Origin of the sequence: uncultured Maricaulis sp. (assembly GCF_947259345.1) — a bacterium.
Classification (GTDB): Bacteria; Pseudomonadota; Alphaproteobacteria; order Caulobacterales; family Maricaulaceae; genus Maricaulis.
Window position 1 is genome coordinate 85,079 of the sequence record NZ_CAMYLS010000028.1, and the last position, 20,584, is coordinate 105,662.

The following is a 20,584-nucleotide window of genomic DNA, read 5'->3' on the forward strand; positions in this document are numbered from 1 at the left end:
TTTCATGGGCGAAGATCAACGCAACCTGTTTATCGCACTGGGCCTGATCCTGGTGATCCTGACCGGATACCAGATGTTCGTGATGGGCCCGGCCGAGGAAGAGCGCCGCGCCGAGCGTGAAGCCGCCCTGGAAGCCGCTGGCGAAGACATAGTCGATCCCGACCTCCCAGCCTCCTCACTGGAACCGGCAGCCCCGACGACGGTTGATCGCGAAACCGCCCTGACCGGCAATGCGCGCGTCACAATTGATGCGCCGGCCGTGCTCGGATCACTCTCGCTCACCGGTGCCCGCCTCGACGATATCCGCCTGCGGCGTCACACCGAAACGATCGACGATGACACGCCGGTCGCACTGCTCAACCCGATCGGTAGCGATCATGTCTTCTACGCCCGCGATGGCTGGACCTCGGGCACGCCCGGCTTCACCGATCTGCCGGGCGGCTCAACCGAGTGGACCCTGGCCTCGGGCTCGACCCTGACGCCGGATACACCGATCACCCTGACCTATGACAGCCCGTCCGGCCTCGCCTTCCGGCGCGTGATCTCGGTCGACGACAACTACCTCTTCACCCTGACCGACACGGTCACCAATAATTCCGGCGAGGAAGTTGAACTCTCCCGCTACGGCCTGGTGCGCCATGAAGGTCGCCCGGAAGACGAAACCCGCAATATGGCCATTTTCGAGGGCGCGCTTGCGGTCGTTGAGGGCGCCATGACGCGCACCAGTTTCGGCAAGCTGGAAGACGGCGACCAGACCGAGGTAAGCGGCACTGGCGGCTGGGTCAGCATCACACAGCGCTACTGGATGGCGGCGGCAGTTCCCGATCAGGACCGGCCCTTCACCGCACGCTTCCGCACGATTGAGCGCGGCGAGACCGATGCCTTCGAGGCCAGCTATGTCGAACAGGCAATCGCGGTCCCGAGCGGTGAAAGCCTGTCCTCGACCACGCGCATTTTCGCCGGCGCCAAGGAAATGGACGTGCTCCAGCAAGTCCAGAACGAGGTCGGCATCGAGCGTTTCGACATGGCCATCAATTGGGGCTGGCTGTGGTTCCTCACACGCCCCTTTGTCTGGTTGCTGACGATGCTGGAAGGCGCGCTCGGCCAGTTCGGTCTCGCCATTCTGGCCCTGACCCTGATGGTCAAGATCGTCATGTTCCCGCTGGCCAATCGCGCCTATGCCTCGATGGCGAAGATGAAGGCCGTGCAGCCGAAAATGGCCGAGCTCAAGGAGCGCTATGCGGCTGACCAGCAAAAGCAGCAGCAAGCGCTGATGGAGCTGTACAAGACCGAGAAGATCAATCCGCTCGCCGGTTGTCTGCCCATCCTGCCGCAGATTCCGATCTTCTTCGCGCTCTACCAGACCTTGTTCAACGCCATTGAAATGCGTCATGCGCCCTTCTTCGGCTGGATCCGCGACCTCTCGGCCGCCGACCCGACCAATATCTGGAATCTGTTCGGCCTCATCCCCTACGACCCGTCCGGCCTGTGGCTGATCGGCGGTGTACTGGGCATCGGCGCCTGGCCGATCATCATGGGTTTGACCATGGCCGCGCAGCAGGCGCTCAACCCGCCGCCGCCGGACCCGATGCAGGCGCGTATCTTCGCCTTCCTGCCGATCGTCTTCACCTTCATCCTGGCCCCGTTCGCGGCCGGACTGGTGATCTACTGGGCCTGGAACAACTTCCTCTCCGTGCTGCAGCAATACATCATCATGCGGCGCCACGGGAATGAGACCCAGGTCGACAAGCTGGTCGCCCGCCTCATGAAGCGTGGCGGAGGGGACGAGTCCTGACCGACGGTAGCGACGAGCTGGATACCGGCCTCGGGCGGCGCTTCTTCGCGCGACCCTGCACCTTCCTGATGGGTGCGGTGGCGCTGGATCACCTGCCCGAGCCGGACAAGATCGAAATCGCCTTTGCCGGCCGCTCGAATGTCGGCAAGTCCTCGCTGATCAATGCGCTGACCAACCAGAAGAATCTCGCCCGTGCCTCGGGTGAGCCGGGTCGCACGCGCGAACTGAATTTTTTCGAAGTTGCCGACAGCGATCTGCGCATCGTCGACCTGCCGGGCTATGGCTATGCCAAGGCACCCAAGCCGGTGGTCGAGAAATGGACCCGCCTGACCAAGGCCTTCCTGCGTGGCCGCGTCAATCTCAAGCGCGTCTACCTGCTGATCGACAGCCGTCATGGCCTCAAGGAGGTCGACCTGAAAATCATGGACGTCTTCGACGAAGCCGCCGTGAGTTACCAGGTCGTGCTGACCAAGACCGACAAGATCAAGCCACCGGCGGTTGTTCGTCTGATCGCCGAGACCGGCGAGAAGATCGCCAAACGCCCGGCCGCCTTCCCGCGCGTCATCGCGACCTCGTCGGCCAAGCAGGATGGCGTTGATCAGCTGCGGGCGGAGATTGTCGCCCTGCTGCCCGACATGGGATGACAGGCGCATGCTGCGTTTCCTGATCCCGACCCTTCTGGCCCTGCCCCTTCTTCTGACCACGACGAGCGGTCGCGCTGACGCGGCCGAGCTGTGCAATGAGACCAGCTATATCGTCGAGGCGGCAACCGCCTGGCCGGTCGAAGGTGGTGTCGCCATTGAAGGCTGGACCCGGCTTCGCCCCGGCGATTGCGCGACGGTCGCCGATGATGTCGATCTCGATGGCGACCAGCCGATTTTCTACTACGCCAAATCCTCCATCGCCTATCTCGGCGGCGTACGGGAATGGCGAGGCACGGTCCCGCTCTGCGTTGATGAGGCCGATTTCGAAGTCGTCGCCAATACCCGCTGCGCCTCGCTCGGCATGGCCTCGCGCGACTTTTTCATCCGCGAAGGCGAGGACCGCGAACGCACCGTCTTCGTTGAACCGGCGGATTTCGGAAACCGCGCCGCTGTCGCGGGCATACAACGCCTCCTGCAATCAGCCGGCTACCCGATCAATGGTGTAGATGGGCTGGACGGGCGTTCCACACGGCGCGCGATCACCCGTTTTCTCAGCGATGTCGAATTGTCGGGGCGTCCAGGTGATGAAGGGCTGATCGATGCGCTGGAAGCGCGTGCGCTGGAACGCAACGCGGCCAGTGGCATGACGGTCTGCAACGAAGCCGACGGGGATATCGCCGTCGCCATCGGACACCAGGTCGGTTCGATCTGGCAATCGCGGGGCTGGTGGCGGATCCATGCCGGTGAATGCGCCCGGGTTCTCGCGGCACGCCTGGAAACAACCAACACGCTCTATTTTGCCGAACGGATCAATACATCCGGGCGACGCGGCTTGATCCAGGGTGACGAAACCTTCTGCATCGCCCCGGCCCGTTTTGTTGCCGAGGGCCGCACCGATTGCGCCGAACGCGGCTACACCTCCGCTGATTTCCGGCGCATTCCGGCGCCCACCGATGGTGGCGTCCGGGTGACGCTGGGCGAGAGCGATTTCCGGAGGCCATGACATGGCCGATCTGAGGCATATCACCCATTGGGTCTTCGACCTCGACAACACGCTCTACCCGTCCGACGCACCGATCATGACCCAGGTCGACCGGCGCATGACGGCGTATGTGGCACGGTTGCTCGACCTGCCGCACGACGAAGCCCGGAAAGTCCAGAAGGCCTACTGGCATGACTACGGCACGACGCTGAACGGGCTGATGGCGAATCATGCGGTGGATATGCGCGAATTCCTCGACTTCGTGCACGATGTCGATCCGACGGTGATCACGCCCCATCCCGAATTGGCATCGCGCATTGAGGCCTTGCCCGGCAAACGCCTCGTCTACACCAATGGGTCGCTCAGCCATGCCGAGAACATTCTCGGCCATATGGGCCTCAGCCATCTCTTTGACGATATCTTCGATGTCGAGGCCTCGGGCTTCCAGCCCAAGCCGCACCAGGCCGGCTTTGACAGCTTCGTCAGCAAGTTCGACCTGCCAGTCCCGGAGTCGATCTTCTTCGAGGACAGTGTCCGCAATCTGAAGACCGCGCACGCCATGGGCTTCACAACCGTCCTCGTCCGCGCCAAACATGGCCCGCGCGACGAGGAAAGCGCCGCGCCCGACGAACATCCCGACCATGTCCACCACGCCGTGGACTGCCTGCCGACCTTTCTGGGCACCATCCGCACTGCCGCAACACCGGACGATGACACATGACCGACACCGCCCTCATCACCACGATCGAGACTGCCTGGGATAATCGCGACAGCGTCTCTGCGGAGACAACCGGCGAGGTTCGCGAGGCGGTTGAGACCGCGATCAATCTGCTCGATAGCGGCCAGGCGCGGGTTGCCTCGCGTGAGGGCAATGGCGACTGGGTCGTGCATCAATGGCTGAAGAAGGCCGTCCTGCTCGGCTTCCGTCTCAATCCGATGGGTCTGGTCGATGGCGGTGTCGCCGGCTCACAATGGTGGGACAAGGTCCCGTCCAAGTTCGAAGGCTGGGGCGAGGCCGAGTTCAAGGCCGCCGGTTTCCGCGCCGTGCCACCCTGCGCCGTGCGCCGCGGCTCCTTCATCGCGCCGGGTGCGGTCCTGATGCCGTCCTACGTCAATCTCGGCGCCTATGTCGATGAAGGCACGATGGTCGACACCTGGTCGACGGTCGGCTCCTGCGCGCAGATCGGCAAGAATGTGCATATTTCCGGCGGTGTCGGCATTGGCGGCGTCCTGGAGCCGCTCCAGGCCGGACCGGTCATCATCGAGGATGATGTCTTCATCGGCGCCCGTTCAGAGGTCGCCGAAGGTGTGATCGTGCGCCAGGGCGCCGTGATCTCGATGGGCGTCTTCCTCGGCCAGTCGACCAAGATCGTCGACCGCGCAACCGGCGAGATCACGCGCGGCGAGATCCCGTCCTATGCCGTGGTTGTCCCGGGCACCCTGCCCGACCCGAAGGGCGGACCGTCGCTGGCCTGCGCCGTCATCGTCAAGCGCGTCGATGCCCAGACCCGCTCGAAGACCGCCATCAACGACTTGCTGCGCTAATCAGCCGCCAGCCAGGCCTCGATCCCGCGCGCGGCGGCGAGGCCGGTGGCGAAGCTGGCCTGCAGAAGATAGCCGCCGGTCGGGGCATCCCAGTCGAGCATTTCGCCGGCCGCGAAGATGCCCGGCATCGCATTCAACATGAAGTGCGCGTCCACGGCCGCGCGGGCAATACCACCCGCCGAGGATATGGCGCGATCCAGCCCGCGCTGGCCGGTCACTATCAGCGGCACGGCCTTGATCAGCGCGGCGAGCGCCTGCGGGTCGCGCGGCAGTTCCGTCACCGCATCCCGCAGGACCGAGATGGCCTGCGGGCTGAGCCCCGCCTTGCGCAGCGTATTGGTCAGGGATTGCCCCTTGCGGGCACGCCCCAGCCATTGCGCCAGATCGTCCCGGTCTCGATGCGGTTTGAGATCGAGGAACAGCGTCACCGCCTCCCCCGCTGCCAAGCCCTCGCGGATCGGCCCGGACAGGGCATAGACCGCCCCGCCTTCCAGCCCGTAGCGCGCGATCATCGCCTCTCCAGCGACGCGCTCATCGCCGAGTGTGAGGGCAATCGTCTTGAGCGGGGCGCCGGCAAAACGGTTTTTGGTAATCGGGCTCCAGGCCATTTCAACGCCGCAATTGGAAGCCGAGAAGGGCACGGTTTCGACGCCTTTTTCTGCCAAGCGCTCCGCCCAGCTGCCATCCGAGCCCAGACGCGGCCAGCTGGCCCCGCCAAGGGCGAGCAAAACGGCATCCGGCTGAACGCATTTTGGCCCGTCCGGCGTGTCAAAAGCCAGCGCTCCGGCCTCGTCCCAGCCGGTCCAGTGATGGCGCACATGCAGGGTGACCCCCAATGCCTCGAGCCGGGCCCGCCAGGCCCGCAGCAGCGGCGAGGCTTTCATCGCTTCGGGGAAAACGCGTCCGGACGAGCCGACGAAAGTCGCCTGGCCAAGGCCTTCGCACCAGGCGCGCAACGCCTCGGGATCATGTTGCAGGATCACCGGACCGAGCCAGTCACCCGCCTCGCGATATCGACCGAGAAAACCAGGCAGCGGCTCTGAATGGGTGAGGTTCAACCCGCCCCGTCCGGCCATCAGGAATTTGCGGCCCGGCGTTGGCATGCGCTCATAGACCTCGACTGTGTGGCCGATGGTGGCGAGGTGTTCGGCCGCGATCAGCCCGGACGGGCCGGCACCGATAATGGCGATGTGTTTGGGGGCAATGCATGACATCCCCCCTGTCTAGCGCGCGCCGCACCGATCCGCCATCACGCCGACATCGACGCTGCGCTGATCCGCCGCTACCGCTTTGCGGTCGAATCTGGTCACATGGCACACACATCAATTGAGGGGCGCGCCATGAGCGACGACATGACCAAGGACAAGCCGGCTGCCAAGGACCCGACCGCACCCTATGGCTCGGCCGACAATCCGTCGGAATTCGACATCCTGCACCGCATGAGCTCGGACGAACCCTATTTCATCGTCCGGGGCGGCGATCCGCTGTCCGACGCCCTGGTCGAGCTGCACGCCTATATCGGGGCCGGCCAGTCGGGTGCCGCGCACGACACGCTGGAGCGCATCCTGGCACTGACCTCGCAGAAGCCACCGCGCCCGGTCGGCTCGCCGAAATATCGCGAGACCTTCAAGATCTCGGTCTCGATGGAACGCTATCGCGAGACCCACGGTCGCTCGCACTAGCCGCAACAGGATCGATCATGGACCCGACCATCCAGATCCGCCGTGGCCATGCGGCGGATCATGATGTTCTGGGCGAAATCATGTATGACGCGGTCCGCAAAGGGCCGAGCCGCTATACGCCAGAGCAACAGGCCGCGTGGGTGCCGGAACCGCGCAAGGGCGAGGACTGGGACAAGCGTCTGGCCAGCCAGACCGTCTTCATCGCCGAGGCGGCCGGTCTGGCCGTCGGCTTCATGACGCTTGCGGCGCCCGACTATGTCGACTTCGCCTTTATCCGGCCAGACTGGCAGGGCAAGGGCGTGTTCCGGACCTTGCATGACGCCGTTGAACAAGAAGCCCGCCGAACTGGCCAGACACGCCTGTACGTCCATGCCAGCCTGATGGCACAGCCAGCCTTCTCGGCGATGGGCTATTCAGTGATCGCGCCGGAAGAGGTCACGCTGCGAGGGGCCCAATTCAAGCGCTTCGAGATGGAAAAGTCGCTGACCGGCTAGATCGGTGACCCATCCTTGCGCGTGAACACGCCGGGGCCGGAATAGCGGCCGGGACGGGCTTCCAGATCAATGTCGGGATAATGGGCGCCGTCCGCGTCCAGCCGAGAGCCGACAACCATGAAGACGCAATCCGCCTCCGACCGGTTGATCAGGCAATGCCCATTGGCCTCACCGGCGGGGAAACCGGCACAATCACCCGCCCCCATCGGCGTCTCGCCCTCATCCGTCACCAGCATGGCCTCGCCCTCGACCAGCCAGACAAATTCATCCTCATGCGTGTGCCAGTGACGCTGGGCCGACCAGGCGCCCGGCTTCAGGCGGACCAGATTGACCCCGAATTGCGAAAGTCCGGCCGCATTGGTCAGACGGCGTACGACGCGGCCGTCCACAACGTCGGCAAACTCCGGCGGATAACCGGAACCGCCGGTTTCCGCGATATCAGCGAGCGAGAATTTCGGCATGGCTGCGTCCTTGATCTGGCTTGGTAGAGCGAACTGGCTATGTTTCCCATATGAGCACAACCGACGATCTCGCCAACCCATTGCCACTGGCCCAGGCCCTGATCCGGCGCCCGTCGATCACGCCGGCCGATGCCGGTGCGCTGGACGAGCTGCAAGCGGCGCTGGAGCAGCTGGGCTTTGCCTGCCGACGCTACCCGTTCGGCGAGGTCGACAATCTCTATGCGCGGCGTGGCAAGGCCTCGCCCTGCTTTCTGTTTGCCGGCCACACCGATGTGGTGCCGCCGGGCGCGGAGGATGACTGGCAAAAGCCGCCCTTCGGCGCCGACGCCGGTGAAGACGGCTTTCTGTGGGGACGCGGCGCCGCGGACATGAAGGGCGCGATCGCGGCCATGGTCGCGTCGGTCCGGCGTTATCTGGATGAAGCTGGCGAGCCGGACGGATCGATTGCCTTCCTGATCACCGGCGATGAAGAGGGCCCGGCCATCAACGGCACCAAGGCCGTTCTCAAAGCGCTCGCGGATGAGGGTGAGACATTCGATCATTGCCTCGTGGGTGAGCCGACCAATCCGAACGCGCTGGGCGACACGATCAAATCCGGTCGGCGCGGCTCGCTCAATTGCACCCTCACCGTCACCGGTCGCCAGGGCCATGTCGCCTATCCCGAGCGCGCGGAGAATCCGATCCCGCCCCTGCTCGACCTGCTCGGCCGCCTGCTGGCCCGCAAGCTGGATGACGGCGTCTCGCCCTTCCAGCCCTCCAATCTGGAAGTGACCTCGGTCGATGTCGGCAATCCGACCACCAATGTCATTCCCGCAAGCGCCACCGCACGCTTCAATATCCGCTTCAACATCGCCCATAGCGGCGACGCCCTGAGCGAGTGGATCCGGGAGGAAGCGACGCTCGTCGACTTCAATTTCGATGGCCATATCGATGTCGATATTCATGTCACGGGAGAAGCCTTCCTGACCCCGGCCGGCCCCTTCACCACCCTGTTGCAGGACAGCGTGGAGGCGGAGACAGGACGTCGCCCGGCCCTGACCACGGGCGGCGGCACCAGCGATGCCCGCTTTATCCAGCTCTATGCGCCGGTCGCCGAATTCGGCCTGGTCGGCGCCACCATGCACCAGGTCGATGAGCGCGTGGCGATCAGCGATATCGAGACCCTGACCCGGATCTATACCCGCATCCTGGACGGTTATTTCCGGAGCCCGCCCGCATGATCCGGCTGATTGCAGAAGGCTGGCTGGGCATGCAGGGCGCTTTGCGTCTCCTGACCTTCCGCAAGGGCGGGGAGGCCTGTTTCAACGTCTCGATGGAGGGTTTCTGGCGCTCTTTCGGCGGCATGCTCTTCGCCCTACCCCTGGTCATGCTGATTCATCTCGAGCGCAATTATCTGGGCGTGTCCGTCGACGCTGCGACCTATTTCTCGATCTTCTTCGCGACCTGGATCAGCTTTCCCATCGCCGCGGGCGTCGCGGTCACCATCGTCGGCGCCCAACACCGCTTCCTCCCCTGGGTGATCCTCCACAATTGGGGGGTGGTCTGGCTCTACTGCGTGATCGCGGCCATCTGGTCATTGCAGGTGATCGGGGTGATCAATGCCGAGCTCCGCGACTTCCTCTTCTTCCTGTATGGCTATCTGCGCATACTTGTTCACTGGCGCATCGCCTATGTGACGCTGGGCCTGCCGACAATCACCTCGGCCTTCACGGCTGCGGTACCCGCCCTGGTTTCTTTCATCGTTCTGGTTGGAATCAGTCAGGCACTCGCTGCGACGCCGGCAGGAAGCTAGCCCGCGTCGGAATAATCGACGGCAGTCAGATAGAGGCCATCCGCCGGAGCAACCGGGCCGCACCGGCTGCGGTCCGCCGCGTCCAGGGCCCGTTCGAAGTCCCGGGCCGACCACTTGCCGGTCCCGACCTCGACCAGGGAGCCGACCATGGACCGGACCTGGCGGTGCAGGAAGGAGCGGGCCGAACAGGTCAGCTGCACTTCTTCGCCATAGCGAGAGACCGAGACGGCATCAATCGTCTTCACCGGGCTCTCGGCCTGGCACTGGGAGTCCCGGAATGTCGTGAAATCATGCTGACCGAGAAGGGTCTGGGCCGCGTGATGCATGGCCTCGGCGTCCAGCTTGCGTTTCACCCGCCAAACCTGGCCCCTGTCCAGGGTTAGCGGCGCCCGGCGGTCAATCATGCGGTAAAGATAGTGCCGCTGGGTGGCCGAGAAACGGGCATGAAACGCCTCGCTCACCGGCTCGACCTCGATCACCGCGATCGGATCCGGCTTGAGATGAAAATTGATCGCGTCGCGGACCTTGTCGGTTGAGAGGTCCTTTGTGAGATCGAGGTGCGCGACCTGGGCCAGGGCATGCACACCACTATCCGTCCGCCCTGCGCCATAGACGAGAACCGGCGCGCCATCGAGCCTTTCCGCTGCCCGCTCCAGGCTCTCCTGGATGGATGGCGCATTGTCCTGACGCTGCCAGCCGGCAAAGGGGCGGCCGTCATACTCGATGGTGATCTTGTAGCGCGGCATCAGCCCAGCACCGTCCCGGCCGGAACATGATTGCCATTGAGGAAAGCCGCGGCATCCATGGCGCCCTTGCCCTCGCGCTGCAGTCGGGTCAACGACAACGCCCCCTCGCCGCACGCGACAGTCATGCCCTCCAGAACAGTCCCGGGTGCGCCGCCGCCCTCAACCGCTTCGGCCATCAAGACCTTGGTCCGGACCGGTCCCTTCTCGGTCGGCAGCTCGAACCAGGCGCCCGGGAATGGCGAAAGGCCACGGATATGGGCCGACAACTCAGCTGCCGGGCGCGCCCAGTCGATCCGCGCCTCCGCGGTTGAGATCTTCTTCGCGTAGGTGGCGCCTTCTTCGGACTGCGGCACGGCCTCCAGCGAGCCTCGCTCCAGCGCTGACAGGGCGCGCGGCCACATCAGGGCACCGGCATCGCGCAGCTTGTCGTGCAGCGTGGCCGAGGTTTCGTTCGGCGCAATGCGCACAGTCTCCGAGAGCAGGATCGGCCCGGTATCCAGACCGGCCTCCATCTGCTGAAGCTGAACACCGGTCAATTCATCACCCGCCATGATCGCGCGCTGGATCGGTGCCGCCCCGCGCCAACGGGGCAGTAGAGAGGCGTGCAGATTCAGACAGCCCAGGCGCGGTGCATCCAGCGCGGCTTGCGGGAGAATCTGGCCATAGGCGACGACGGCGGCCAGATCGAGATCCAAGCTGGCAAAGTCTTCGATCACGTCCGGGTCGCGAAAGCTGTCCGGCGTCGAGACCGGGATACCCAGCACTTCGGCGAGTTGGTGGACCGGCGTCTTCTGCTCGGACTGGCCCCGCCCCCGGCGACGCGGCGGCTGGGTATAGACCCGCGCGACCTCATGGCCGGCGGCAGCGATTTCAGCGAGAGAGCGCGCCGCGAAATCCGGCGTCCCCATGAAGGCAAGGCGTAAGGTCATGGCGCGGGTTTGAGCGCGAACAAGGCCCTGTCGTCAAGGCGGTTTGCGCTTATTCCGCGCCCCAAGGCGGCGGCGGCGCCTCGACCGGCGTGGTCAGGTCAAAGACCGCCTCGAAATGACGGTCGGGCCGGTCCAGTGCGTAGGTGAAGCTCGTATCGGTCAGCGTGATGGACCAGACATTGGCCATGGACACCGCAATCCCCTCGCGATCAAACAGGATGCGAGAGAACTGGTCGGCGGGGAATTCGGCCCGCGTCTCGGTGGGCGCGGTGATCGTCATCCCGCCATATTGTGTCAGCACGTCCTCACTGCCGTCTTCGTGACGATGATCGTGCTTGAGCTGGAGGCCGGCCGCTTCTCGCGTGATGACCCAGGTCCGCGAGCGATCCTCACCGACATGCAGCGGGACGCGGATTTCCGAGGAGGAACATTCACGCACATGCATGGTCAAGACCTGTGACGCCCAGTCGGCGTCGCGCGGGTCGTCACTGACGACCTCACCTTCGAACGCCTGGCCACAAAGCGTTGACAAGCGGTCGAACAGATCGACCTCGGTCGCTGGCCGCTCGCTCGAACAGGCCGCAAGGGCCAACGGCACGGTTATCAGGACTGCCAGACGCATGAATCACTCCTCAAACTGCAAGCAACCTGCCTGATCGCTTCCAAGTTGGAAACAAGCTCTTTCGTCTGCCGCCATGGCGCGAGCCGCGAAAATCCCTATCTTCTTGGACACGCTCCGATGAGCACAAGACAGGACCGCGTATCATGACTGCGACCGACACCCTCACCAAGACGCGCCGGATCACCAAGGTTTCGCGCGGACTGCCGACCTCGGACGGGGCTGGCGTCAAGCTCACGCGTATGTTGGGGCATCGCGGCCTGATGGATCTCGACCCCTTCCTGATGCTCGACCAGATCCGCTCGGACGACAGTGCCGACTATATGGCCGGCTTTCCGAACCACCCGCATCGCGGCTTTGAGACCGTGACCATCATGCTCGATGGCAAGATGCGTCATGGCGACAATAAGGGTCATGCCGGCGTGATTGAAGGTGGCGGCATCCAGTGGATGACGGCCGGCCGCGGTATCGTGCACTCGGAGATTCCCGAGCAAGACAATGGCCGCCTCTGGGGCTTCCAGCTCTGGGTCAACCTGCCCGGCGAACTGAAGATGACCGATCCCGGCTATCAGGAATTCGACAAGAGCGAGATTCCGGTCGAGACCCGCCCGGGTGCCAGCCTGCGTGTGCTCGCCGGATCCAGCTCGACCGGCGTCACCGGCCCGGCGAAATCCGTCGCCATCCAGCCGACCCTGATTGACATCGTGCTCGAGCCCGGCGCCACGCTGGAAGAGGATATCGATCCGGATCACACCGCCTTCATCGCGGTCTACAAGGGTTCGGTCTCGTCCGGCGAGGGCCGTGTCGATGACCCCGATCTCGGCGTGCTGGAAGACGGCGACCGGATTGAGCTCAAGGCCGGACCGCAAGGCGCCAGCCTGCTTCTGGTGGCCGGAAAGCCGATCAATGAACCGGTCGCCCGCTACGGCCCCTTCGTGATGAATACCGAGGCCGAGCTGCACCAGGCCGTGCGCGATTTCCAGGCCGGCAAGTTCTGATCCTTCTCCCCCCGGACCTGCCCGGCGCGAATGCCGGGCGGGGCCTACTCCCTCCCCAGCTATCAAATCGGAGAGATCCATGGGTCTGCTCGTCGACGGCAAATGGCATGATACCTGGTATGACACCGACAAGTCCGGCGGGCGTTTCGAACGCTCGGAAGCCCAGTTGCGCAATTGGGTGACACCGGATGGATCGGCCGGGCCGACCGGGCGTGACGGGTTCAAAGCCGAGCCGGGCCGCTATCATCTCTATGTCTCCTATGCCTGCCCCTGGGCCCATCGCACCCTGATCTATCGGGCGCTGAAAGGCCTGGAAGACATGATCCCGGTCTCGGTGGTGCACTGGCACATGGCCGAACAGGGCTGGACCTTTACGAGCGATGAGGACGGGATTGTCGGCGATCGGCTTCAGGGCAAGGATCTGATGTATCAGGTCTATCTGGAGTCCGAGCCGGATTATTCCGGCCGCGTCACCGTCCCCGTCCTGTGGGACAGGAAGACCAACCGTATCGTCTCCAATGAGAGCGCCGAGATCATTCGCATGTTCAATTCGGCCTTTGATGGCGTCGGCGCGAAGCCGGGCGATTATTATCCGGCCGACAAGCGGGCCGGGATCGACGCCCTCAATGACCGCATCTACGAGACGGTGAATAATGGCGTCTACCGCTCAGGGTTTGCCACCACCCAGACAGCCTATGAGGAGGCGGTTTTCCCGCTGTTTGAAACCCTCGACCATCTGGAAGACTTGCTGGGCAAGACCCGCTATCTGACCGGCGGCACGCCGACCGAGGCGGACTGGCGCCTCCTGCCGACCCTCCTGCGCTTTGACCTGGTCTATTTCGGGCATTTCAAATGCAATCTGAGGCGGCTCGTCGACTACCCCAATCTCTGGGCCTATACGCGCGATCTCTACCAGCAGCCTGGCATCGCGCAGACCTGCAATTTCGAGCATGCCCAGAAGCATTACTATGCCAGCCACGGCAGTATCAATCCGACCGGAATCGTGCCGGCGGGGCCGATGATCAATTTTGCGGAGCCGCACGGGCGCGGCCAGGGCTAGATCAGGCCGCGTCGCGGTCCTTGGACTTCTCGACCTTCTTCACCTTCTGGACCGCGCGCTGGCGTTTCAGGCGGGAGAGATAGTCGATGAAGAGCACGCCTTCGAGATGGTCCATCTCGTGCTGGATGCAGACCGCGAACATGTCCTCGGCGATCTCCTCGCATTCATTCCCGTCATAATCGAGATACTGGATGCGGATCCGGTCCGGACGCTCGACCTCGTCGAAGACGGTCGGCACGGACAGGCAGCCCTCTTCATAGGGCTTCAGCGAGTCAGACGGGTCGGACAGGACCGGATTGACGAAATAGCGCGGTTGCGGCGCCTCGTCGCGACCGGCCAGATCCATCACGATGACACGCTTGGGCACACCGACCTGGATGGCCGCCAGACCGATGCCGTCAGCGCCATACATGGTCTGCAGCATGTCATCCATCAGCTGGCGGAGATCATCATCAACCTTCTCAACAGGTTGCGACACCTCTTTGAGGATGGGATCGGGAACAGTGCGGATTTCAAGAACAGCCATGGCCCCTAGATAGTCGCGCCAGCTTAAAGGATCAAGAATCGACCGCTTCCGGCGCTGTCAGAGCAGGCTTGGACGTGTCGTCGGTGTCAGCCTCCTCGGCGCCAGCCGCATCAAGATACTCGGCCGGCAGGGATTTGCGGGCATTGGCGCCAAGGGATTTGAGCATCTCCGTCTGGCGCACCAGATTCCCGCGTCCCTCGACCAGCTTGCCCTTGGCCGCCGCCCAGGCATCCTTGGCGCCATCGATCCGCTTGCCCACCGTTTCCAGGTCACCGACAAAGCCCTCGAACTTGTCATAGAGCGCACCGGCGCGGTCGGCGATATCGATCGCGTGACGGTTCTGACGGTCGATCGTCCACAGATTGCCGACCGTCCGCATGGCCATCATCAGCGTGGTCGGCGTCGCGATCATGACATTGCGATCCCAAGCATAACTCGACAATTCGGGATCATTCTGCAGGGCCAGCGAGGCGGCCCCCTCCAGCGGAATGAACATGAGGGTGAAATTCACGCCCTCATAGAGCTTGGCGTAATCCTTGTCGCCGAGCGCCTTGATATGCGCGCGCACCGAGGCGAGATGTTGTTTCAGCGCGGCATTGCGGGCCTCGTCATCCTCGGCATTCACACACCGTTCGAAAGCGGTGAGCGAGACCTTGGAATCGATGACCAGCTGGTGTTCGCCCGGCATTTTCACGATCACGTCGGGACGCAGCAGCGCGCCTTCTTCATTACGCTCGGTCGACTGGGTGACGTAGTGCTCATTCTCGCGCAGACCGGCGCGTTCGAGGATGCTGGCCAGCACCATCTCGCCCCAATCGCCCTGCACCTTGGACGAGGACCGCAATGCATTGGCGAGCTTCTGGGCGTCCTCGGACATGCGCGACGCGTCCTTGCGCACGGTTTCCATCAATTGCTTGATCTCGCCGGCATGGCCGTGACGCTCCTTGGCGTCGGTCTCGACCTTGGTGCGGAATTCGGTCAATTGCTCGCGCAGGGGCTTGAGCAGGGTTTGCAGGTTTTCCGTGCTCTGCTTGTTCAGCTCGGCGCCGGAGGCCTTGAGAATGTCGTTCGCGGTCAGCTTGAACTGCTCGCTCAGACGCTCGCGGGCCTTCTCCAGCTCGGCGAGCTTCTCGCCATGATGACGCTGGGCCGCCTCATGCTCGGTCTTCAGGGCTTCATGGCGGGCATTCAGGCTGTTGCGCTCCTCCGTGACCGTTTCAAGCTTGCTGCGAAGACTGTCCCGTTCCTCGGTGACGCCCTCGAGACGGGCCAGGGCTTCGCGGGCCGAAGCGAGCGCCACAGCCCCCTCCTCCTGACGCGCACGCCAGTCATCGCGCTCTTCGCGCAACCGTTCGACTTCCGGGTCCGATCCGGTTTCGGTCGCCGCGCCACGGGGGCGAAGCCAGACGAAAAGCATCACGGCGAGCAGGAGGGCCATGCCCGCAAGGACGAGCCAGGTTTCCGGTGAAATATCGCTGAGGGTCACGGTGTCTGTCGCCTTCCTGATTGCGGGCCATTCTGGATGAGTCGGGTCGCAGCGGCCAGCTGGGCAACCGCCTTCACCCACAGCTTGGCATGCGCCGCGGACAAAAGCAGTCACCCCACCCGAGACGAACCGGCAAAACGGCCCGCCATTTGCTTGAACAGGGCTGAACGTGTCGGGAGGGACAACGTGCGGACGCAAATCGTTTCAATCGAGGACATTTCCGCGAAGCAGATCGTGCAGTGGAACACATGGGCGTGCCCGAATGGCAAGCTCATCAGCCCCTATTTCCGCTTCGAGTTTGCCGAAATTGTCGCCCGGGCCCGCCCGGACGTGCGTGTTGCGGTGATCGAGAAAGAGGGTGAGACAATCGGCTTCTTCCCGCACCACACCGCCCATGGCGGCATTGTCCGCCCGATCGGCGCGCCGATGAGCGATTATCAGGGCGTGATTGCGGCCGATCCGGGCCGCATTGCCCGCAAGGCACTGGTCCGGGCCGCTGGCGGCTCTGCCCTCGTCTTTGACAATTGGCATGATGTGAGCACGGAAGACGACGCGTCGACGCACAGCCATGTCGCCGATCTCGGCGATGACGGCGCTGCCTTTCTCGAGAGCCGCAAGGCGCTCCACAAGGACCATTTCAAGAAAGCCGCCCGCCGCGCCCGCGCTGCGGAACGCGATTTCGGGCCGCTTCGCGTCACCCTGGGTGATCCTGACGGGGCCGCCTTCCGCGCTCTCGCCGAGTGGAAGCAGAAGCAGTACCGCGATACCGGCAAGCTCAATGTCTTCGGCATTGACTGGGTCCAGCTTGTCCTCGGCGATCTGCGCCGCCGCGAGGGCCAGGAATTTTCCGGCCTGACCGCCGCGCTGTGGTTCGGTGACCGCCTGGCCGCGGTCGAATTCGGCCTTGTCGGTGCGGACATCTACCATTCCTGGTTCCCGGCCTATGACCCGGAGCTTTCGCGCTATTCACCCGGTCTGCTTTTGCTGCACGGGCTGATGGAGCAAGCTCCCGAGCGCGGCTTGCAGCGTATCGATCTGGGTAGTGGCGGCGATCACTACAAGAAATACTACGCCAATGCAGCCGTACCGCTGGCCAGCGGGCGCAATCTGGCGCCGGGCCTTGCCGCGCTGGGAATTCGCACCTGGGAACTGGCCGAACACGCGGTTGAGCGGGTGCCGGGCAAGGTCGGCGCCCTGCCGGGCCGCCTGCGTCGCCGCTGGGCCCAGGTCAGCGCCTTCCAACCGCGACTGGCGCCACGTCTTGCAAGCTTTGCGGGATCCATTGCGCTTTAACGACGTTTCCTGAATCTGCACATCGTGATGCCGACGGCCCTGCGGACGGCGCGGAACTCGGCTAGTCTTGTCACCGGGCCTGTTGCAGAGAGGGAAAGCATGAAGCGCATTGTCACAGCTCTGGCTGCCATGATCGCCGTGGCATCAAACGGCATGGCGCAATCCACCCTGTTCGAAACCCGGCAAGCTGACTTCACGGTCGAAACAGTTGCCGGCGGCCTGGAACATCCCTGGTCGATCGCCTTCATGCCGGATGGGAACATGCTGGTTTCCGAACGCGCCGGACGCTTGCGTCTGATCGAGGATGGGGCGCTGCGCGACGCGCCGGTTACCGGCCTTCCCGACATTTTGGCGCTGCAGCAAGGCGGCCTGCTCGGCTTGGCCCTGCACCCTGATTTCGAGACAAACCGGCTGGTTTATTTCGCCTTCTCCGAGGGACGCCGGGATCGCAATCACACCGCGCTGGCGCGCGGTCGCCTGACCGAGGATGCCACCGCCCTCGAGGTCGTCGAGACATTGTTTCATGCCAATATCGACAAGGATCGGGGCCTGCATTTTGGTGGCCGCATCGTCTTCCTTGGGGACGGGACCCTGTTGCTGACGCTCGGCGATGGCGGCCTGTACCGCCAGGACGCGCAGAATCTCGGCAATCACCTGGGCACGATTATCCGCCTGAATGATGATGGCAGCGTCCCGTTCGACAATGCCTTTGTCTCGCTGAGTGGTGCGCTGCCGGAGATCCATTCCTATGGCCACCGCAATGTCCAGGGGATTGCCATCAATCCGCAGACCGGCACCGTCTGGGCGCACGAGCATGGCGCGCGCGGTGGCGACGAGATCAACCGTATCGAGGCCGGGCTCAATTATGGCTGGCCGCTGATCACCTATGGCGTCAATTACGATGGCACGCCGATTTCCGACTCCACCCATGGTGACGGACTGGAACAGCCCATCTGGTACTGGGACCCGTCCATCGCGCCCTCCGGCCTCACCTTCTACACCGGCGAAGCCTTCGAGGACTGGCACGGGGACGCCTTCATCGGCGGGCTTGTCAGCCGGCGGCTCGTGCGCCTGGAAGTTGAGGGTGACCGCGTCATAGCCACCGAGAACCTGCTCGAGGATTTCGGCGCCCGGATACGCGATGTCGCCAGCGGTCCCGACGGATATCTCTATCTGCTGACCGATGCTCCCGACGGCGAAGTACTGCGTCTGACGCCGGTCATTCCCTGACCGACAGCCCGCCGCGCATCAGCCGCGAAAGTCGGTCAGCTTGCGCCCCTCGGCGATATTGCGCAGCAGATAGACGACCGGCGTATCGAAGGCGGCAACCATCAATTTGACCAGGACCTGGCCCAGGATCAGACTGCCGATGACGGGCCATGTCTGGAGGCCGGCGAAAGCGACCGAGATGAAGATCGTGCTGTTGACGATCTGCGACGCCATGGTCGAGATATTATTGCGCAGCCAGAGCCGGTTCTTGCCAGCATCGCGCTCCCTGAGATGATGGAAAATCAGCACATCGGCCAAGGCACTCACACCGAACGCCACCATGCCCGCGAAATTGGTCCGGTTTCCGGAGGCGAAAACCTGGACGAAGGCGTCCTGCTGGGTCTCCGACCAATTGCCGCCGACCGTAATGAAGGGGATCACGTCTTCCGCATACATCGCATAGAGCAGCAGGATCAGGATGAGGACACGCATCAGCACGCCGGTTACGACGACGCACAAGGCATAGCCTCGCCCCCAGACTTCCGAGATCACGTCGGTGGCCAGATAGGTCAGCCCGAAGGCGAGCGTGCCGGCCGGCACCAGAACCGTCAGCGGTCCAAAATGGAAGGCCTGGATCTTCACGGCGGTGATGGCGGCAAGGACGAGCGACACCATGAACAAGCCTGTACAGAAGAACAGGATGAAGGCGCGACGTGTCACCCGGTCGGTCGGCATGTCACGCGCAGTCGTGTGCGGCGGTGTGTCCACGTCCCTCTCCCCGAAAGCCCGGATTCGAGGATAGTGCGATTTGCCGTCATGAATAGGAAAATTCGGAAAACACCGGAGTGTTCAGACGCTTGAGCGGCTGCGGAAGGCTGCGGCGAGCGTCCCGTCATCAAGATAATCGAGTTCACCACCCACCGGCACGCCGCGGGCCAGGGAGGTTATCGAGACCGAACAATCCACCATCCGGTCAGCGAGATAGTGCGCGGTCGTCTGGCCATCGACCGTGGCGTTGAGGGCGAGGACAATCTCGCTGACCTCCTCGCGCGCGGCGCGTTCGACCAACTTGCCGATATTGAGGTCTTCGGGACGCACGCCATCGAGCGCCGAGAGCACACCGCCGAGGACATGATAGCGGCCCTTGAACGCCCCGGCCCGCTCCAGCGCCCACAGATCGCCAACCGTCTCGACCACGCAGATGGCGCTATCCAGCCGGTTGGGGGCCGCACAGACCGTGCATGGATCGGCAACATCCAGATTGCCGCATTCACCGCAAGCCCGGATCTTGTCGGCGGCATCGGCCAGGGCATCCGCCAGCGGGCGCATCAAGGCGTCCTTCTTGCCCAGCAGATGCAGCGCCGCCCGCCGCGCCGAGCGCGGGCCGAGGCCCGGCAGCTTGGCCAGCAGGGTGATCAGGCGTTCAATTTCAGGACCGGCGGAGGCGGATTTCATCGACAGGCCGGGCGCTAGAAGGGCATCTGCATGCCGGGCGGCAATTGCAGGCCACCCGCCGCTTCCTTCATGACCTCCTGCTGAGCCGCCTCACCCTTGCGGCGGGCATCGGCATGGGCCGCCTTGAGCAGGTCCTCGAGGATTTCAGGTTCGTCCGGATCCATGACACTCTTGTCGAGCTCGACCGAGACCATATCGCCCTTGGCGGTGAGCACGACCTTGACCAGACCGGCCCCGGCTTCACCCGTGACCTGGGTCTCGTCGAGCCGGGCCTGGGCCTCGGTCATTTTCTCTTGCATGGCCTGCGCCTGTTTCATCAGGCCCATCAGGTCCTTCATGCGCGTTTCTCCGTTGTGTCGGTGTTGCTGGTGTCATCCTGCGGCTCGGGATCCCGCACGGCGACAATCTCGGCGCCGGGGAAGAGTCGCAGGGCTTCGGTGACCGCCGGGTCGCGGCGTGCGTCCTCGAGCCGTTCAGCCTTCAGGCGCTGCTTGCGCTCATGCCAGGTCTCGCCGCCCTTCAATCCGGCATCGGCCAGGATCATCCAGCGCTCACCGGTCCATTCCAGAAGGCGGCGCGACAGGCGCTGGGCGAGGTCGCGCGGCGCATCCTCGAGCGGCTGGAAGCTGAAGGAGCCGGGCTTGAAGGCGGCCGGACGGACATAGCGTTCCATGTCCGATTGCAGGGCGATATCACGCTTCTCGCGCAACATGCCCATCAAGGCTTCCCAGGTCTGGGGTCCGGAGATCGCCGGCGCATCCTGCTCCACGGAGCTCGCGGCTTCGGGCTCGTTGAGCGCGCGATGCGGGGCGACCGGCTCGGCCGGCGCGGCGGCCGGCTCAGGCTTTCCCGGCGCCTCCGGGGCAGC

General features: G+C 64.0%; 23 protein-coding genes and 1 pseudogene. 13 read left to right on the forward strand and 11 right to left on the reverse strand.

Annotated elements, in window-relative coordinates:
• The first annotated feature begins 4 nt into the window (after positions 1-4).
• The 5 genes from yidC (at position 5) to dapD (ending at position 4,966) form a co-directional block, all read left to right on the forward strand.
• Positions 5-1,795 (forward strand): membrane protein insertase YidC, encoded by a 1,791-nt coding sequence (gene yidC, locus Q0X62_RS13325; protein WP_297736739.1) that lies wholly within the window; start codon positions 5-7, stop codon positions 1,793-1,795.
• Between the two features lie 68 nt (positions 1,796-1,863).
• Positions 1,864-2,439, forward strand: coding sequence for a ribosome biogenesis GTP-binding protein YihA/YsxC (gene yihA, locus Q0X62_RS13330; RefSeq protein ID WP_297736742.1), 576 nt, complete (start codon positions 1,864-1,866; stop codon positions 2,437-2,439).
• Between the two features lie 7 nt (positions 2,440-2,446).
• Entirely contained in the window at positions 2,447-3,442 is a 996-nt protein-coding gene (locus Q0X62_RS13335) for a DUF1036 domain-containing protein (protein WP_297736745.1), read from the forward strand.
• Between the two features lies 1 nt (position 3,443).
• Complete coding sequence (locus Q0X62_RS13340) at positions 3,444-4,142, forward strand: pyrimidine 5'-nucleotidase (RefSeq protein ID WP_297736748.1); 699 nt, start codon at positions 3,444-3,446, stop codon at positions 4,140-4,142.
• Positions 4,139-4,966 (forward strand): 2,3,4,5-tetrahydropyridine-2,6-dicarboxylate N-succinyltransferase, encoded by an 828-nt coding sequence (gene dapD, locus Q0X62_RS13345; protein ID WP_297736751.1) that lies wholly within the window; start codon positions 4,139-4,141, stop codon positions 4,964-4,966. Before Q0X62_RS13340 ends, dapD begins: the two co-directional genes overlap by 4 nt.
• Here dapD and Q0X62_RS13350 read toward each other — a convergent pair.
• Positions 4,963-6,180: a TIGR03862 family flavoprotein gene (locus Q0X62_RS13350; RefSeq protein ID WP_297736754.1), complete on the reverse strand. Its 1,218-nt coding sequence runs from the start codon at positions 6,178-6,180 to the stop codon at positions 4,963-4,965. The two genes, dapD and Q0X62_RS13350, sit on opposite strands and share 4 nt — an antisense overlap.
• A 126-nt stretch (positions 6,181-6,306) precedes the next feature.
• On the opposite strand from Q0X62_RS13350, the gene Q0X62_RS13355 reads away from it, so the two are divergent.
• On the forward strand, positions 6,307-6,648 hold the full coding sequence (locus Q0X62_RS13355) for an aspartate decarboxylase (RefSeq protein WP_297736757.1): 342 nt from the start codon (positions 6,307-6,309) through the stop codon (positions 6,646-6,648).
• Positions 6,649-6,665: 17 nt separating this feature from the next.
• Complete coding sequence (locus Q0X62_RS13360) at positions 6,666-7,142, forward strand: GNAT family N-acetyltransferase (RefSeq protein WP_297736760.1); 477 nt, start codon at positions 6,666-6,668, stop codon at positions 7,140-7,142.
• On the opposite strand, the gene Q0X62_RS13365 is transcribed toward Q0X62_RS13360, so the two are convergent.
• Positions 7,139-7,603, reverse strand: a complete 465-nt coding sequence (locus Q0X62_RS13365; RefSeq protein ID WP_297736764.1) for a cupin domain-containing protein — start codon at positions 7,601-7,603, stop codon at positions 7,139-7,141. The genes Q0X62_RS13360 and Q0X62_RS13365 overlap by 4 nt on opposite strands.
• Positions 7,604-7,653: 50 nt before the next feature.
• Here Q0X62_RS13365 and dapE point away from each other — a divergent pair, with 50 nt between their 5' ends.
• Both dapE and Q0X62_RS13375 read left to right on the forward strand, forming a co-directional pair.
• Positions 7,654-8,823, forward strand: a complete 1,170-nt coding sequence (gene dapE, locus Q0X62_RS13370; RefSeq protein WP_297736766.1) for a succinyl-diaminopimelate desuccinylase — start codon at positions 7,654-7,656, stop codon at positions 8,821-8,823.
• The gene (locus tag Q0X62_RS13375; RefSeq protein WP_297736769.1) at positions 8,820-9,395 is read left to right on the forward strand and encodes a hypothetical protein; all 576 of its coding nucleotides are present in this window, start codon (positions 8,820-8,822) and stop codon (positions 9,393-9,395) included. Before dapE ends, Q0X62_RS13375 begins: the two co-directional genes overlap by 4 nt.
• On the opposite strand, the gene truA is transcribed toward Q0X62_RS13375, so the two are convergent.
• The 3 genes from truA to Q0X62_RS13390 are packed head-to-tail and all read right to left on the reverse strand — an operon-like array spanning position 9,392 to position 11,692.
• The gene (gene truA, locus Q0X62_RS13380) at positions 9,392-10,141 is read right to left on the reverse strand and encodes a tRNA pseudouridine(38-40) synthase TruA (RefSeq protein ID WP_297736772.1); all 750 of its coding nucleotides are present in this window, start codon (positions 10,139-10,141) and stop codon (positions 9,392-9,394) included. The genes Q0X62_RS13375 and truA overlap by 4 nt on opposite strands.
• Entirely contained in the window at positions 10,141-11,070 is a 930-nt protein-coding gene (gene fmt, locus Q0X62_RS13385; protein WP_297736775.1) for a methionyl-tRNA formyltransferase, read from the reverse strand. Before fmt ends, truA begins: the two co-directional genes overlap by 1 nt.
• 49 nt (positions 11,071-11,119) lie before the next feature.
• Positions 11,120-11,692 (reverse strand): hypothetical protein, encoded by a 573-nt coding sequence (locus Q0X62_RS13390; RefSeq protein ID WP_297736778.1) that lies wholly within the window; start codon positions 11,690-11,692, stop codon positions 11,120-11,122.
• Between the two features lie 143 nt (positions 11,693-11,835).
• Between Q0X62_RS13390 and Q0X62_RS13395 the strand changes: the two genes are divergently transcribed.
• Positions 11,836-12,687: a pirin family protein gene (locus Q0X62_RS13395; RefSeq protein ID WP_297736781.1), complete on the forward strand. Its 852-nt coding sequence runs from the start codon at positions 11,836-11,838 to the stop codon at positions 12,685-12,687.
• A 79-nt stretch (positions 12,688-12,766) separates the two neighbouring features.
• On the forward strand, positions 12,767-13,747 hold the full coding sequence (locus tag Q0X62_RS13400; protein WP_297736783.1) for a glutathione S-transferase family protein: 981 nt from the start codon (positions 12,767-12,769) through the stop codon (positions 13,745-13,747).
• Position 13,748: 1 nt separating this feature from the next.
• On the opposite strand, the gene def is transcribed toward Q0X62_RS13400, so the two are convergent.
• Positions 13,749-14,273, reverse strand: coding sequence for a peptide deformylase (gene def / locus Q0X62_RS13405; protein ID WP_297736786.1), 525 nt, complete (start codon positions 14,271-14,273; stop codon positions 13,749-13,751).
• 31 nt (positions 14,274-14,304) lie between these two features.
• Positions 14,305-15,759, reverse strand: a complete 1,455-nt coding sequence (rmuC, locus tag Q0X62_RS13410; RefSeq protein ID WP_297736789.1) for a DNA recombination protein RmuC — start codon at positions 15,757-15,759, stop codon at positions 14,305-14,307.
• A gap of 186 nt (positions 15,760-15,945) precedes the next feature.
• Here rmuC and Q0X62_RS13415 point away from each other — a divergent pair, with 186 nt between their 5' ends.
• Both Q0X62_RS13415 and Q0X62_RS13420 read left to right on the forward strand, forming a co-directional pair.
• The gene (locus tag Q0X62_RS13415) at positions 15,946-17,052 is read left to right on the forward strand and encodes a GNAT family N-acetyltransferase (RefSeq protein WP_297736791.1); all 1,107 of its coding nucleotides are present in this window, start codon (positions 15,946-15,948) and stop codon (positions 17,050-17,052) included.
• Positions 17,053-17,151: 99 nt separating this feature from the next.
• Entirely contained in the window at positions 17,152-18,282 is a 1,131-nt protein-coding gene (locus Q0X62_RS13420) for a PQQ-dependent sugar dehydrogenase (RefSeq protein ID WP_297736794.1), read from the forward strand.
• Positions 18,283-18,300: 18 nt separating this feature from the next.
• Here the strand turns inward: Q0X62_RS13420 and Q0X62_RS13425 are convergent, their stop codons facing one another.
• The 4 genes and pseudogenes from Q0X62_RS13425 to Q0X62_RS13440 all read right to left on the reverse strand — a co-directional run.
• A complete protein-coding gene (locus Q0X62_RS13425) occupies positions 18,301-19,029 on the reverse strand; it encodes a queuosine precursor transporter (RefSeq protein ID WP_297736797.1) in 729 nt (242 codons plus the stop codon).
• Positions 19,030-19,110: 81 nt separating this feature from the next.
• Entirely contained in the window at positions 19,111-19,716 is a 606-nt protein-coding gene (recR, locus tag Q0X62_RS13430; RefSeq protein ID WP_297736799.1) for a recombination mediator RecR, read from the reverse strand.
• 14 nt (positions 19,717-19,730) lie between these two features.
• Complete coding sequence (locus tag Q0X62_RS13435; RefSeq protein ID WP_297736801.1) at positions 19,731-20,054, reverse strand: YbaB/EbfC family nucleoid-associated protein; 324 nt, start codon at positions 20,052-20,054, stop codon at positions 19,731-19,733.
• A pseudogene (locus Q0X62_RS13440) lies at positions 20,051-20,584 on the reverse strand (DNA polymerase III subunit gamma/tau); the annotation flags it as partial. The pseudogene Q0X62_RS13440 and the gene Q0X62_RS13435, both read right to left, overlap by 4 nt.

Excerpts from the sequence above, each read along its gene's own strand:
- yidC (WP_297736739.1), top strand. The coding sequence starts at position 5 with ATGGGCGAAGATCAACGCAACCTGTTTATCGCACTGGGCCTGATCCTG.
- yihA (WP_297736742.1), top strand. The coding sequence starts at position 1,864 with ATGGGTGCGGTGGCGCTGGATCACCTGCCCGAGCCGGACAAGATCGAA.
- Q0X62_RS13335 (WP_297736745.1), top strand. The coding sequence starts at position 2,447 with ATGCTGCGTTTCCTGATCCCGACCCTTCTGGCCCTGCCCCTTCTTCTG.
- Q0X62_RS13340 (WP_297736748.1), top strand. The coding sequence starts at position 3,444 with ATGGCCGATCTGAGGCATATCACCCATTGGGTCTTCGACCTCGACAAC.
- dapD (WP_297736751.1), top strand. The coding sequence starts at position 4,139 with ATGACCGACACCGCCCTCATCACCACGATCGAGACTGCCTGGGATAAT.
- Q0X62_RS13350 (WP_297736754.1), bottom strand. The coding sequence starts at position 6,180 with ATGTCATGCATTGCCCCCAAACACATCGCCATTATCGGTGCCGGCCCG.
- Q0X62_RS13355 (WP_297736757.1), top strand. The coding sequence starts at position 6,307 with ATGAGCGACGACATGACCAAGGACAAGCCGGCTGCCAAGGACCCGACC.
- Q0X62_RS13360 (WP_297736760.1), top strand. The coding sequence starts at position 6,666 with ATGGACCCGACCATCCAGATCCGCCGTGGCCATGCGGCGGATCATGAT.
- Q0X62_RS13365 (WP_297736764.1), bottom strand. The coding sequence starts at position 7,603 with ATGCCGAAATTCTCGCTCGCTGATATCGCGGAAACCGGCGGTTCCGGT.
- dapE (WP_297736766.1), top strand. The coding sequence starts at position 7,654 with ATGAGCACAACCGACGATCTCGCCAACCCATTGCCACTGGCCCAGGCC.
- Q0X62_RS13375 (WP_297736769.1), top strand. The coding sequence starts at position 8,820 with ATGATCCGGCTGATTGCAGAAGGCTGGCTGGGCATGCAGGGCGCTTTG.
- truA (WP_297736772.1), bottom strand. The coding sequence starts at position 10,141 with ATGCCGCGCTACAAGATCACCATCGAGTATGACGGCCGCCCCTTTGCC.
- fmt (WP_297736775.1), bottom strand. The coding sequence starts at position 11,070 with ATGACCTTACGCCTTGCCTTCATGGGGACGCCGGATTTCGCGGCGCGC.
- Q0X62_RS13390 (WP_297736778.1), bottom strand. The coding sequence starts at position 11,692 with ATGCGTCTGGCAGTCCTGATAACCGTGCCGTTGGCCCTTGCGGCCTGT.
- Q0X62_RS13395 (WP_297736781.1), top strand. The coding sequence starts at position 11,836 with ATGACTGCGACCGACACCCTCACCAAGACGCGCCGGATCACCAAGGTT.
- Q0X62_RS13400 (WP_297736783.1), top strand. The coding sequence starts at position 12,767 with ATGGGTCTGCTCGTCGACGGCAAATGGCATGATACCTGGTATGACACC.
- def (WP_297736786.1), bottom strand. The coding sequence starts at position 14,273 with ATGGCTGTTCTTGAAATCCGCACTGTTCCCGATCCCATCCTCAAAGAG.
- Q0X62_RS13420 (WP_297736794.1), top strand. The coding sequence starts at position 17,152 with ATGAAGCGCATTGTCACAGCTCTGGCTGCCATGATCGCCGTGGCATCA.
- recR (WP_297736799.1), bottom strand. The coding sequence starts at position 19,716 with ATGAAATCCGCCTCCGCCGGTCCTGAAATTGAACGCCTGATCACCCTG.
- Q0X62_RS13435 (WP_297736801.1), bottom strand. The coding sequence starts at position 20,054 with ATGAAGGACCTGATGGGCCTGATGAAACAGGCGCAGGCCATGCAAGAG.